The organism is Actinoallomurus purpureus, assembly GCF_024055795.1.
Lineage (GTDB): Bacteria > Actinomycetota > Actinomycetes > Streptosporangiales > Streptosporangiaceae > Actinoallomurus > Actinoallomurus purpureus.
In genome coordinates this window covers 146704-159543 of the sequence record NZ_JAMXMY010000004.1, presented here as the reverse complement: position 1 = coordinate 159543, position 12840 = coordinate 146704, and the positions used below count along the sequence as shown (strand labels likewise).

The following is a 12840-nucleotide window of genomic DNA, read 5'->3' as shown; positions in this document are numbered from 1 at the left end:
AAGGTGCTTGCCGAGCGGATCAATCCGATCAGCAAGATCCGTGCCGCGGTGCTGGCGTCATTGCAGGGATCGCAGGACGTCCCGGCCGGCCCATGGCCGGCCGGCACACCTGCCACCGAGGACACCGTGTCCACCGCCAGCGCGCTGGCCGGTGGCGCACCGGTCGGCAGCCATCACCTGCTTGAGGCGATGCTGCGGGCGGAGAACAGCATGGCGGCCAGGGCGCTGCGCGAACTCGGGGTCGACCCGGATGCGGTCGCGGCCAAGATCGACGAATTGGATCCGGAGACGACCACGGACGCGAACCCGGAGGAGGCCGCCGCGCGCAAGATGGAAATCCGGCTGGTCGACGATGAGGTGCACCTGATCCTGCGGGATCCGGCAACGGTCACGATCGCCAAGAAGGTCACCGAGCTGTCCGGCGGCCCGATCCAGGGCGTCGGGCCGGTCGCGGGCATGTTCGTCCCGCTCTGGCGGTCGACCAACCAGCTGCTGCTGCAGATCCAGCGCGTGCTGGAACCGGAACCCGAAGAAGAGGGCGGATCCGCCGCGAGCAACGTGGCCAAGGTCGTACGCACGGTGCTCGCGCCCCGGCTCCGCCGGTGAAGGGGCCGCGCACCACGGGTCGATCTCCCGCGAGCGCACGTCCAGGAAATCCTGACGTCGCCGGACGCCAGCCAGAAAATGCTCGCATTCTTCCAGCCTGGCTGAATGTAACCGAATACGACGCGCAGGGACCGGTATCCAGGACCCGGTCGCGGAACGCTACTTTGGAGGAAACGAGGTAAGGAAGTAGATCATGCTGACCAGCATGAAGAGGCCTATCAGTGCCAAGCATCCGATACCGAAGTAGCCCATCACCTTCGCGGCGCTTTTCAATTCCTTCTGCTGGCGGATCCGTTCCTCCGCTTGGCGCTGCTGACGGTACTTGTGAAGGCCCCGCGCGAACGCATCGCTCAGATCCTCGTCAGGCCGTTCCATGCTCTTCCCTATCTGGATGAGGAGGGGGCTCGCCACCCCTCTGGATCAAGAGGACCTGCATTGTAGTGCCGCGTCAACTAACGTTGGCCGTGTTACTAACCATGTCGGTTGATCCTCGCCTTTCGGGCGAGCGACTCCCCATGGGGGTGAGGCGGGCCGCGGCCGGCCATGGGACCTGTTGGCGGTGCCGTGATGGGGGCGTCGTCTTGGGTCACGCCGTGCTGGTGCGGTACCGGGGAGGTGCCGTCCGGCTCGACGGTGCGTGATCACCACCGGGAACGGATTTCTGCTGTTGGTGGTGATGGTTCCGCTCGGGTTGCGCCGGGCGATGTTGGCGCCGCCGACCAGGTCGCAGTGCCCGCTGAAACCACAATGCATGTACGGCTCGGTGTCCAAGCGCCATTCGGCGATCACAGCGCACGCAGCGCCTCGGTGGGGGAGAGGCGGGCGGCTCGAAGGGCCGGCAGCAGGCCGGCGATCGCACCGATCACGATCGCGGCGCCGATCCCGCCGGCCCACGCCTGGACCGGGATGACCACCGCCCAGCCCTTCGTGTTCGCGTAGATCGCGGTGGTCAGCGCTCCGGCCGCGACTCCGGCCACCCCGCCGAGCAACGCGAGCATGACCGCTTCGGACAGGAACTGAGTGCGGATCTGTCCCCGGGTCGCGCCAAGCGCCCGGCGCAGCCCGATCTCCGATCGCCGTTCCAGCACCGAGATGATCATGATGTTCGCGACCCCGACCGCGCCCACGATCAGCGCCACCAGCCCGAGCCCGAGGAACAGGCTGTTGAACGCGCCCTTCGCGGCGGCTCGCGCGGTGAGCGCGTCGGAGGGCTGGCTGACGTCGACGTCGCTGGGTGACTCGGGGTTCGCGGTCTGCGCGAGCACTCCATGCACCGAGTCCACCTTGTCCGTACGGGCCCGCACGTACACCGTCGTCGGAGGTCCGGCCACCGCCGTGCCTTTGTCGACGGTCGCGTAGCTGAGATAACGCTCCGCGGCCGGGTAGCCGATCAAGGCACTGGTGTCGATGTCGGTCGACAGCGTCGCGGGCTTCAGGATGCCGGCGACGTAGAACCACTGGTTCTTCAGCCAGATCCGCTCGCCCGGATGGACACGATCGATCCCGAGGCGCTGCGCGGCGAGCGCGCCGAGCACGGTGACCGGCTGCCGCTCGGTCGCCGGGTTCAGCCAGTGGCCCTGAGCCACGCTGGTTCCGATCACTTCGGGGAGGTTGAGGCTGGCGGCCTGTACCTTCAGGGCGTTGGTCTCGACCACCGGGATCAGCGGGCTGCGGTACACGTTCGTGTTCTCGATGGCAGCGGCGTGCGCCACGTGCTCGACATCGGGCAGGTGGGAGATCCGTTGCGGCGCGCCGACCGGGAGCTGTGCCGTCCCGCCGGTGAACGAATGGCCGGTGTTCGCGGTCAGCAGGTTCGTGCCGAACTGGTCGATCTGGGCCAGGAGCCCGGCCTGGGAGGACGCGGACAGGCCGAGCACCGCCACGATCGCCGCGGTGCCGATCGCTATCCCGAGCGCGGACAAGGCGGCCCGCAGGCGGCGAGCCCGGATTCCGATGCCGGCCACGCGCATCTGGTCGGACAGCCTCATACGCCCTCCATTGAACGCGCCGCGCTGTCGGCGACGATCTGCCCGTCGAGGACGTGCAACTGGCGCGGGAACCGGGCGGCCAGTCCGCTGTCGTGCGTGATCACGAGGATTGTCGCCCCGTCGGCGTTGAGCTCGTGCAGCAGCTCGATGATGGCCGCCCCCGTCTTGCTGTCGAGGTTGCCGGTCGGCTCGTCGGCGAGCACGATGGCCGGGCGGCCGACCAGAGCGCGGGCGATCGCCACGCGCTGGCGCTCTCCGCCCGAAAGCTTGCCGGGGCGAAAGCCCGCCCGGTCCTCCAGCCCGACCCGGATGAGCGCCTCGGCGGCGCGCTCGCGCCGCTCGGCGGGTCCCACGCCGCCGTACAGCAGGCCGTCGGCGACGTTCTCCAGGACGGTGGTGTGCTCGGACAGGTAGAACTGCTGGAAGACGAAGCCGATGCTACGTGCCCGCAGGGCGGCGAGCCGGCGGTCGGTGAGCGTCGCGACGTCTTCCCCGTCGATCCGTACCGTGCCGTCGCTGGGCCGATCCAGCGTGCCGAGGATGTGCAGCAGCGTGGACTTGCCCGATCCCGACGGGGCTCGCCCGGTTGACCACCGAGTACGGGATCCCGTCGGCGCCGGCCGAGTACGAGAGCGTCCCGCTCTGGCTGACCTGCGAGGAGAGCGGGCCCTCCTGGACCGCCGCGAGAGATGTCCCGTCGCCGGCCCTCGTGGTGGGCTTGCCGTCGTCGCCGTACAGGCCCGTCACGGCGAGAGCCACGCCACCGCCCGCGACCACGACTGCGACGCTGCCGCCGAGTAGCCTGCGCCGCTCGCGTCTCCACCACGGGCGGGCGGGCGCCTCAGGGGGGATGCCGGTGCTCGCCGGGGTCCCGATCTCAGCCGTTGCCATTCTCGGAGCCTCCTCCCACGTGGGCCACGTCGCGGCATGCGTTCATCGCCTTCTTGAACTGCGGTGAGTTGGTGTTGATCCTGTCCCTCGGCACCAGAAGGCGCCCGTCCTGCGGGTCGGGGATGTCTGGTATGCCGTTCTTGCGCATGCACTGGGCCCACTTCAGCCATTCCTTCTGGTCTTGGGCCCTCTGTGCGGGGTCGTCCTGTATCCCGGGCGGCTCCTGCGATTTGCACGCCTGCTGTGCCTTCTTGAACTGCGGCGAGTTTCTGTTCGGCCCCCCCGCTGCGATCATGAACCTGCCGTTCTTGTCGGGGTCGGGGAAGCTGGTTACGCCGTTTTCGCGCATGCACTGCGCGTACTTCACCGCCTGCTCCAAAGTGGGGTTCGCGTTCGAGCCGGACGAGCTGGATTTCGAGTCGCCGGAGCCGCCGCATCCCGCGACTGTCAGGGCAAGGGCGGCGGCCGAAGCGGCCAGCAACACAAAGGCCTTGTTCATCGTCTCCCTTTCTGGGGGCGTGATGCGCTGTGGTCCATGCCTTCACTGAAGACGGAAGACTGTTGCGGTGGCGTATGCGATTTTCGATACGCCCGCGATACACCGAATCCCCGGCATCAAGGAACTGGCGCAAGCCGGCAGTGAGATGGTCCCGCCGCTGCTGATCGTGACAGCCCGGCTACTGCAGGTGCTGGACGACCCGTCCGTGAACATCGCAGTGCCGAGCATCCAGGACGAGCTCGCCGCCACGCCCGCCAAGATCAGCCGTTGATTGGGCAGACCTCGGGAAGTCGGATCGTGACGAGGAGACCGCCGGTGGGGCGGGGTGTGAGGTCGAGGGTCCCGTCGTGTGCTCGGACGATGCTGTGCACGATGGCCAGCCCGAGGCCGACGCCGACATGCTCGTCGGTGCGTATGCGTTCTGTTCCGCGTTGGAAGGGTTCGGTGAGGGTCGGTACGAGTTCTGGTGGGAGCGGGTGGCCGGTGTTCTCGACCCGCAGCACGCTGGTGTTGTGCTGCGATTCGGTGTTGATCGTTACGGTGCCGCCGGCGGGGAGGTTGTGGACGATGGCGTTCTGGACGAGGTTGGTCACCATCCGCAGTAGGAGCGCCGCGGAGCCGACGGTTTGTGTTGTCTGGCCGGTGACGTCGAGGGTGATCTGACGTTTTTCGGCGAGAGGAAGCAGTGTTTCGGTGGCTTCTTCGGCGATGAGGGAGAGGTCGACGGGCTCGCGGGTGAAGCTCCTGCGGTCGCCGCGGCTGAGCAGCAGGAGGGCCTCGGTGAGGTCGATCGCCCGCGTGTTGACGGTGTGGAGGCGTTCGATGAGTTCACCCTGATCCCGCGTGGGGTCGTTGCGGGCGACGTCGAGGAGCGTCCGCGAGATTGCCAGCGGGGTGCGCAGTTCGTGGGAGGCGTTGGCTGCGAATCGTCGCTGTTCGGTGACGTGGGATTGGAGTTGTTCGAGCATGGTGTCGAACACGTCGGCGAGTTCGCGGAATTCGTCTTTGGGGCCTTTTATGCGGATTCGGTGGGATAGCGATCCGTTGGAGGCTATCCGTGCCGCGTCTGCGATCCGTGTGAGTGGTGCGAGCATCCGGCCGGCGAGGATCCATCCTCCCAGGAGGCCGAACACGAATAGGAAGGCCAGCGTTGTGGCCGCGGCGGGGGCGAAGCCGCGCAGGAGGTCGGTGCGGTTGGCCGCCACGATGATCACGCCGCCGAACTTCCTCCGGATGGATTCGGGGTCTTCGTCGGGTACGTGGCGCAGCACGAATACCCATACCACGGCCAGCAGGAGAGCGCCGGCGAGGAGGAGGAATCCGGCGTAGCTGATGGTGAGTTTCAGTCGGGCGCTGAGCCCTGGGCGTCTAGTCATGAGTGCTGCCAGGGTGGGCGGGGTCAATGCCGGTGTTCATGCCGGTGTCGATTCGGTAGCCGACGCCGGGCACCGTGGCGATGAGCCATGGTTCGCCGAGTCGTTTGCGCAATGCGGAGACGGTGATGCGGACGGCGTTGGTGAAGGGGTCGGCGTTGGCGTCCCAGGCCCGCTCCAAGAGTTCTTCGGCGCTGATGACACCGCCTTCGGCGGCGACGAGGATTTCGAGCACGGCGAACTGCTTGCGGGTGAGCGCGACGTAGCGTCCGTCGCGGAAGACCTCCCGGCGGAAGGGGTCCAGCCGCAGGCCCGCGATCTCGCTGACCGGGGGTCGGGCGTGCGCGCGTCTGCGGTCGAGCGCCCTTAGCCGCATGACGAGCTCGCGAAGCTCGAAGGGTTTGGTGAGGTAGTCGTCGGCGCCGAGCCCGAACCCCGAAGCCTTGTCGTCGATCCGGTCGGCGGCGGTGAGCATGAGGATCGGGGTGCCGCTGCCGGAGGCGACGATTCGTCGGGCGATCTCGTCGCCGGAGGGGCCGGGGATGTCGCGGTCGAGGACCGCGAGGTCGTAGGAGTTGATGCTGAGCAGTTCCAGGGCGGTGTCGCCGTCGCCGGCGATGTCGGCGGCGATCGCTTCCAGCCGGAGACCGTCACGGACGGCTTCGGCCAGGTAGGGCTCGTCCTCCACGATCAGCACGCGCATACCTGGAGCCTAAGCAGCACGGCATATCGCCGGCATATGCGAACCGGACACGCCCCCGGCACCGGCCCACGTTCACCGGCTATGCCCGGCCGGTGGTGATGATCCGCTGCTCCAGCTCGACCAGCGCGCGTACCTGCTCGCGCGTACGGGGCCGTAACCTCGCGGTCTATCTCTCAGTGAGTGCACCCCGCGCGTGCGCTGCACGTGCCGGCACACCACAAGAAGGGAGACCACGATGGGGGAGCTGTCCGTGTGGCACTGGCTGATCGTCGCGATGGCGGTACTGGTGCTGTTCGGGTCCAAAAAGCTGCCGGACGCGGCCCGTTCGCTGGGACGATCGTTGCGGATCTTCAAGTCCGAGGTCCGAGAGTTGCACGGCGACGATGAGCCTGCGGTGCGCAGCGTGAACGCCGCCTCGCAGACGGCGGTCGATTCCGATCCCGAACCGTTCCCGCCGCCGGAGCAGCGCGCACGACGAGACTGAACCGTCGCCCCGGGCGCCGGCGGGAAACGCTCTCGATCCGGTGACGCCAGGGTCGGCGTGACGATCTGCCGAGGAAGATCCAGACCATGTTCGACATCGGGTTCGTGAAACTCGTGCTGCTCTTGGTGCTGGCATTGATCATTTTCGGCCCGGACGAGCTGCCAACGGTCGCCCGCAAGGCCGCGCGGACGCTGCGCCGGCTGCGCCGGCTGGCCGAGGCCGCCACGGGCGAGATCAAGGCCGGGCTCGGGCCTGAGCATGCCGACCTGAATCTCATGGACCTCCACCCGCGCCGCTTCGTCAAAAAGCATCTGCTCGACGATCTCGATGGTGATCGCCATCCGTACGATGACCGACCCCTTCTCCCGTACGGTGAGCACCCGCCCTACGACACCGACGCCACCTGAGGCGGACGCTGACCGGGTCGCCGTGGCGCCCGCGTGGCCGGCGTCGCGGGAACCCCGGCCGGTCATCAGGTCGACGAGACATACACCTCGACCATCCCGCTCGCCTCTCGGGCGGATGTCATCGCATATCCGCTTTCGCGGCCCTTCGGTCACGGATTGGGGAAGGGGTTACAGCCGGCCGGGCCGCGTCTTCCGCTGTAACCAGCGCGCCTATCTCTCACTGAGGGCGCGATACGGAATCGCCGATCGCCGAAGACCTTTGGAGGTACGCGATGTGCTGCCACCGACCGCACTGCCCGCCGGCCGACGCCGTCGACCGGGCCGCCGCGCGCACCGTCGCCCGCCATCCCGAGCAGGGGTGGAGCCTGCTGTGCAACGGTGTCGTCCTGTTCGACGACACCGGAGAGCTCCTGCCGGACGGCGGTGTCGTCCCACCGCACCGCCCTTCCGACGTCCGACGGCGACCGTACCGGAGGCGCGGTCGCGCCGCATGGCGCGGTACGGTCCACAGCGGAAGTCGGCATGTCACTGCCGTGAGCGCGGAGATACGGCGTGAGCACCCGGCCGATCAGTGATCACGGCCTGTTGTCCGACTGCCGCTCGGCCGCCCTGGTCACCTCCGACGGCTCGGTGGACTGGCTGTGCTCGCCCCGCTTCGACAGTCCGGCGATCTTCGCCAGGCTGCTGGATGAGGACGCCGGGCACTGGTCCATCCGCCCGTCCGGGCCCGCGGAGGTCACCCGCAGGTACCTGACGGACACTCTCGTCCTGGAGACGACCTTCCACTGCCCAGGCGGCACGGTCGTGCTCGTCGACGCGCTGGCCCTGGGCGAACACGAACGCGGGCACGGGCTGGGTGTGTCCTCCCCCGGCGTCCTGCTGCGCGAGGCGATCTGCGTCGACGGGCGTGTCGACCTGGAGGTGACCTATGCGCCTCGCCCCGAGTTCGGGCTGGTCCACCCCCTGCTGGAACGCCGGCGCGGCGCTCTGATCGCCCGTGGCGGCGCCCAGGTGCTCACCTTGTCAACGCCCATCGACTTTCAGGTGCGCGGTTCGACCGCGCACACCGCGGTCACGCTCAGAGCCGGGGACCGCCTCGGCATGGCCCTGGATGCCCGCCCCGCCTGGGAGACCGAGCCGGCGCGCTGGACCCCACGGCTCATCCACCGCCGCATCAGGGACACGATCGCGGGCTGGCGCTCCTGGTCCCGGCTGCACACAAATTACCGGGGACCATGGCAGGACAAGGTCGGACACAGCGGACGGGTGCTGCGCGCCCTGACATTCGCCCCCACGGGAGCGATCGTCGCCGCGGCCACCACATCCCTGCCCGAACACGTCGGCGGGCAGCGCAACTGGGACTACCGCTACACCTGGATCCGGGACGCCAGCATGACCGTGCAGGCCCTCACCACCGCATCCGCGTGTGAGAGAGAGCAGGCCGCGTTCTTCACCTTCCTCGCCCGCTCCGCGGCCACGCAGCCCGACCGTGGCGTGGACCTGCAGATCATGTACGGCATCGGCGGCGAATGTGACCTGACCGAACGGCCGCTCCCCCACCTGACCGGCTGGCGTGGCAGCACACCGGTGCGCGTCGGCAACGATGCATGGCGGCAACGACAACTCGACATCTACGGCGAGATGCTCGACGCGGCCCATCGGCTCTCCTACGACGCGACCGAGCAGCACCTCGACGGGGTCACACGAGCCTTCCTGCGTGGCGCGGCCGAAACAGCCGCCCGTCGCTGGCGGGAGCCGGACCAGGGCATCTGGGAGACCCGCGGGCCGAGCCGGCACTTCCTGCACTCGAAGCTCATGTGCTGGGTCGCGCTCGACCGGGCGATCGCCCTGGCTCCCGTCCTGGGGGCCACCGCCCTCGTCGACGACTGGGGGCGTACCCGCGCCCAGATTCGCGACGCGATCCTCACGGAGGGCTGGAATCCGCGGGCCGGCACGTTCACCCAGGCGTTCGGCGGCACCGAACTCGACGCGTCCGCGCTGACCATCCCGATCGTCGGATTCCTGCCTGGCGACGATCCCCGGGTACGGGCCACCGTCGCGGCCATCGCCACCCGGCTGACAGACTCACGCGGGCTGATACGCCGCTACGACACCTGCGACGGGATCGTGGGGAGAGAAGGCGCCTTCCTCCTGTGCACATTCTGGCTCGCGCACGCACTGGCCCTCACAGGCCGGCGCGCGCCCGCCGAGCAGGTGTTCCAGACCGCCGCCTCACACGCCAACGACGTCGGCCTCCTCGCCGAAGAGGTCGACTCCTCGACCGGAGAACCCCTCGGCAACTTCCCGCAGGCGTTCAGTCACATCGGCCTGATCAACGCCGCGCGCGCCATCCGCGACGCAGACGGCGGACGAATCCACGGCCACCGTCATTCCTGTCCGGACCCGTTCCTGACGCACCGGTCACCGGCGCCTACGGCCGCGGACCGAGTGGGTGTCGGCGCCGCCGCCTTGGCGGCACGGTAGGGCCCGGCGACGGCGGTTTCAGCGTGAGCACGGTGACCGAGTAGGCCGGGTCTCCGGGGTGCGTGCCCTGATCCGCGTCATCTCCCATGCCTTGCTGATCTGGGCCGTGACGTCCGCCGGCTTGGCGCCCTGCTCGATCTTGCGCACCGCAGCCTGCGCCGAGGCCGGCGAGCACGGATAACTCGACGTGCACGCCGCGCCGTGGCCATCGGGTGCCGCCGCCCGTCGGCTCGAGGGCACGCTGAGGCGCTGAGATCACTTGGGGCCGGTGGCGCGGTTACGGGGTCCGGGTGCCTGGCGGCCGCCCGTGCGGGGCGGGTGGGACGCGGGGATCTGCCGCAGGCGTTCGGTGTGCTCCTGCTGGATATCGCGGTTGCGGGCGAAGAAGTCGGCGATGACGGTGAGTTGCTCGGGTGTGTAGCGGGGCAAGAGCCGCTCGGTGACGTCGTGGAGGAACGGGGCCATCAGGCCGTAGGCGTGTTCGGTGAAGTCCGCGGTGGCGCGCACGACGGTCTTGCGGCGGTCGGTGGGGTGCGGGCTGCGGGTGAGGTAGCCGAGCTTCTCCAGGCGGTCGAGCATGGCGGTGACGCTGCCGGTGCTCAGGCCCAACTGGGCGCTCAGTTCGCGGGGGGCCGTCTCCTCGACGTCCAGCAGGATCTCCAGGCAGCGCAGGTCGGTCTCGTTGACACCCAGCAGCCGGGCGAGCTCGCGATCGAAGTCATCGACGGCCGCCTGGTAGGTCTGCACAACTTTGCCAAGGTCTGGACCAGATTCCCTTTCGCTTGACATTCGAGCTACCTCCCTGCATCGTTATTAGCTCGAGATTCGAGATACATCATAGTCGAGGAACTTTGGGAGGAAACATGTCCTCTACGGCACCCCAGGGAAGCCTGGGTACCACAGACGAAGGCGGCGGCGCCTCCTACGTCAAGCGCTGGGCGGCCGCGATCGTCATGATCCTGGCGGCGCTGCTCGACATGATCGACGGCTCGATCGTGAACACCGCGCTTCCGTCGATCGGCAGGGGCCTGTCGGCCACTCCGGCCCAGCTGGAATGGACCGTGTCCGCCTACATGCTGGGCTTCGCCGCCACTCTGATCATTGCCGGACACCTGGGCGACCGGTTCGGCCGGAAGAAGCTGTTCTTGGGCGGTGTCGCCCTGTTCGCCGTGGCGAGCCTGGTCAGCGCGATCGCCTCCGACCCCGGGCAGCTGATCGCCGCCCGGGCCGTGCAGGGTGTCGCGGCGGCCGTCCTGCTGCCGCAAGTGCTGGGCTCGTTTCGCGTCATGTTCGACGGCGCCGAACGCGGCAAGGTCTTCGCCGTGTACGGTGCGATCGCCGGCGTAGCCGTCGCCGTCGGCGTGCTGCTGGGCGGTGTCCTGACCGACTGGAACCTGTTCGGCTGGGGTTGGCGGACCATCTTCGCCGTCAACATCCCCCTCGCCGTAGTGATCCTGGTGCTGGGCGCGAAGTGGATACCGGCCGGCCAGGAGCGCAGCCGCGGCCGCATCGATGTGCTGGGCAACCTGTTCCTGGCCGCTGCCCTGGTCGCGATCGTGCTGCCGCTGGTGGTGCTCCACGGCGAGCGAGAACGTCGCGGTGATGTTGTGCCACTCGGTGTCCAGCCAGTCGAGGGCTCCGTCACGGGTGAGGTCGGGAAGCGCGGGAGGTTGCTGCGACACGGTGGCCGGCACGGGGACGACGACCAGCTCGATCACCTCCTTCGCGGCCAGCATGCCGCTCAGGTAGTAGTCGCCCAGCCGGGCGATCGCCGGTCCAGGGTCCGCCGCGGCGTCGTCGGCACGGGCGACCTGCCGCAGCAAGTCGTGCATCCGGTAGCGACCCGCCACCGGCTCCTGAAGCAGATGGACGTCGACCAGGTCCTCTAGCAGGGAACGGGCGCTGCCCAGCGGGATCCCTGCCAGGGCGGCCGCGCCGTACGCGTCGATGTCCTCGCCCGGCACCAGCCCCAGCAGCCGGAACATCCGCCGCTGGGCGGGATCGAGCTGCCGCAGCGACATCCCGAACACCTCTGACACCGCCAGCTCGCCCTCGCGCAGCCGTTCCACCAAGGTGTCGAGCGTCCATGCGGGCCGGTGCCGCAGCCGCGCGGCGGCCACCCGGATGGCCAGCGGCAGGTTCCCGCAGCGGCGCAGCACGCGGCCAGCATCTTGGCCTGCCGCGGTCCGTCGAGCCGGACCTCGCGCCCGGTGATCTGGGCGTGTAACGGCCCCAGCACGCCGAATCTCATGTTCCCCCCGGCACTTGACGATCAGCGCCGATCCCCCGGCCGACCTCGCACTAGGACGAATCTAGGACGGCCGACGGACCCGCGTCCATAGCGTCACCGTAGCGGGGCTCACCGAAGACCAATGGGCAGGCAATGCGTGCGGAGCGTGCCTTCGGATTCCGTGCTTGAGGCGACCAGGGGAGGTGGCCAGACCCAAGTGATGAGCATGCCAAGCGAGGCCCCAACGGACCGCACTCGTCGGCGACGACGTGGGTGGCCTGCAACACCAGTGACGGCCGCGAGAATTGGGACATGTGGACGGCGGCTCCGCCGCAGAACGTGGGAAACTCTGCGATCGTTCTCTCACTCCACCCGGCCTGTGTACAGGCCTGGCGAGAACACAGCAGATGATCTCGCTCCCACACTCGCGCCTCACCCGCGGCTTAAGAAATAACCTCGCACACAGGTACTTTACGGGCAACTCTCACGATGATCTTGTGGTCTCCCGCAGTACTTCGAACTGTCAGCAGAAAGGCACTCGAGTGATCGCATCGGGTAAACGTCGTCTCGCCACCGTATTCACGACCCCTGTCCTCGCCATCGGCTCCTTCGTCGCCCTGGCGATCTCCACACCCACACCCGCCCAGGCGTGCGGCACCATCCCCATCAACAAGGCAGAGAACGTCTGGCTGGGCCCGGCCCCGAGCGTGAACGTCGCCACCCTCCAGCTCTGGTACAACGGCTGTGACCCCAACAACCGGTTCACCTACGCGACGATGTCCTGGGACCAGAACCCCTCCACGTCCACGAATTTCACCCTCAAGGTATGGGTCGAGGACGAGCTCGAGCACGTTCCCTTCGCCGCAGGCGAAGCCGACGGCTATGTCGACCAGTACGCTGACTGCACGAGGAACTGTCAGGCGATCTCGCACGGCGTGAACATCGACGCATACGGCGCGCCAAAGTCCTTCCGCGCCCTCGCAAGCGCCCAGATCGGCTCCGGCTGCCTGACCACGATCGCCACCGACTGGTGGCAGTTTTCCTATGGCCGCAACATCGGCGGCGGCATCCAGGGCTACTCCTGCTGATCCCCGGCTGACGCCCCCCCAAGGAACGCGCGAGTGAAGGGCCCGCCCCGAAAGGGGGCGACCACACCTAGGACGCAAGATGCGCGC

At 68.3% G+C, this 12840-nt stretch carries 13 protein-coding genes and 2 pseudogenes; 8 read left to right on the top strand and 7 right to left on the bottom strand.

The genetic code is table 11. The features are described 5' to 3' along the window. Window positions 1-3: 3 nt before the first annotated feature. On the top strand, window positions 4-606 hold the full coding sequence (locus tag NE236_RS45475; RefSeq protein ID WP_443612856.1) for a Clp protease N-terminal domain-containing protein: 603 nt from the start codon (window positions 4-6) through the stop codon (window positions 604-606). 159 nt (window positions 607-765) lie between these two features. Here the strand turns inward: NE236_RS45475 and NE236_RS10370 are convergent, their stop codons facing one another. From NE236_RS10370 to NE236_RS10355, 4 genes and pseudogenes are all read right to left on the bottom strand, one after another. Continuing rightward, entirely contained in the window at window positions 766-981 is a 216-nt protein-coding gene (locus tag NE236_RS10370) for a hypothetical protein (protein WP_252841669.1), read from the bottom strand. 410 nt (window positions 982-1391) lie between these two features. Continuing rightward, the gene (locus NE236_RS10365; RefSeq protein ID WP_252841668.1) at window positions 1392-2594 is read right to left on the bottom strand and encodes an ABC transporter permease; all 1203 of its coding nucleotides are present in this window, start codon (window positions 2592-2594) and stop codon (window positions 1392-1394) included. Beyond that, window positions 2591-3157: pseudogene (locus tag NE236_RS10360) on the bottom strand (ABC transporter ATP-binding protein); the annotation flags it as partial. The pseudogene NE236_RS10360 and the gene NE236_RS10365, both read right to left, overlap by 4 nt. 314 nt (window positions 3158-3471) lie before the next feature. After that, a complete protein-coding gene (locus tag NE236_RS10355; protein WP_252841667.1) occupies window positions 3472-3984 on the bottom strand; it encodes a hypothetical protein in 513 nt (170 codons plus the stop codon). A gap of 67 nt (window positions 3985-4051) precedes the next feature. Between NE236_RS10355 and NE236_RS10350 the strand changes: the two genes are divergently transcribed. Then, window positions 4052-4255: a hypothetical protein gene (locus tag NE236_RS10350; protein ID WP_252841666.1), complete on the top strand. Its 204-nt coding sequence runs from the start codon at window positions 4052-4054 to the stop codon at window positions 4253-4255. On the opposite strand, the gene NE236_RS10345 is transcribed toward NE236_RS10350, so the two are convergent. Beyond that, on the bottom strand, window positions 4245-5360 hold the full coding sequence (locus NE236_RS10345) for a sensor histidine kinase (protein ID WP_252841665.1): 1116 nt from the start codon (window positions 5358-5360) through the stop codon (window positions 4245-4247). The genes NE236_RS10350 and NE236_RS10345 overlap by 11 nt on opposite strands. Continuing rightward, the gene (locus NE236_RS10340; RefSeq protein ID WP_252841664.1) at window positions 5353-6060 is read right to left on the bottom strand and encodes a response regulator transcription factor; all 708 of its coding nucleotides are present in this window, start codon (window positions 6058-6060) and stop codon (window positions 5353-5355) included. The genes NE236_RS10345 and NE236_RS10340 overlap by 8 nt, the downstream gene beginning before the upstream one ends. 250 nt (window positions 6061-6310) lie before the next feature. Here NE236_RS10340 and tatA point away from each other — a divergent pair, with 250 nt between their 5' ends. From tatA to NE236_RS10320, 4 genes and pseudogenes are all read left to right on the top strand, one after another. Beyond that, a complete protein-coding gene (gene tatA / locus NE236_RS10335) occupies window positions 6311-6544 on the top strand; it encodes a Sec-independent protein translocase subunit TatA (protein WP_252841663.1) in 234 nt (77 codons plus the stop codon). An 86-nt stretch (window positions 6545-6630) separates the two neighbouring features. Next, window positions 6631-6951, top strand: a complete 321-nt coding sequence (locus NE236_RS10330; RefSeq protein ID WP_252841662.1) for a sec-independent translocase — start codon at window positions 6631-6633, stop codon at window positions 6949-6951. Window positions 6952-7223: 272 nt separating this feature from the next. Next, window positions 7224-7397, top strand: a pseudogene (locus NE236_RS10325) (DUF5999 family protein); the annotation flags it as partial. 106 nt (window positions 7398-7503) lie between these two features. Beyond that, entirely contained in the window at window positions 7504-9435 is a 1932-nt protein-coding gene (locus NE236_RS10320; RefSeq protein WP_252841661.1) for a glycoside hydrolase family 15 protein, read from the top strand. 255 nt (window positions 9436-9690) lie between these two features. Here NE236_RS10320 and NE236_RS10315 read toward each other — a convergent pair whose 3' ends face one another. Further along, the gene (locus NE236_RS10315; RefSeq protein ID WP_252841660.1) at window positions 9691-10182 is read right to left on the bottom strand and encodes a MarR family winged helix-turn-helix transcriptional regulator; all 492 of its coding nucleotides are present in this window, start codon (window positions 10180-10182) and stop codon (window positions 9691-9693) included. A 116-nt stretch (window positions 10183-10298) separates the two neighbouring features. On the opposite strand from NE236_RS10315, the gene NE236_RS10310 reads away from it, so the two are divergent. Then, window positions 10299-11324 carry an MFS transporter gene (locus tag NE236_RS10310; protein WP_252841659.1) on the top strand — a complete coding sequence of 342 codons (1026 nt, stop codon included), beginning with the start codon at window positions 10299-10301 and terminating at the stop codon, window positions 11322-11324. 883 nt (window positions 11325-12207) lie between these two features. Beyond that, window positions 12208-12753, top strand: a complete 546-nt coding sequence (locus tag NE236_RS10305; protein ID WP_252841658.1) for a hypothetical protein — start codon at window positions 12208-12210, stop codon at window positions 12751-12753. Window positions 12754-12840: the final 87 nt, after the last annotated feature.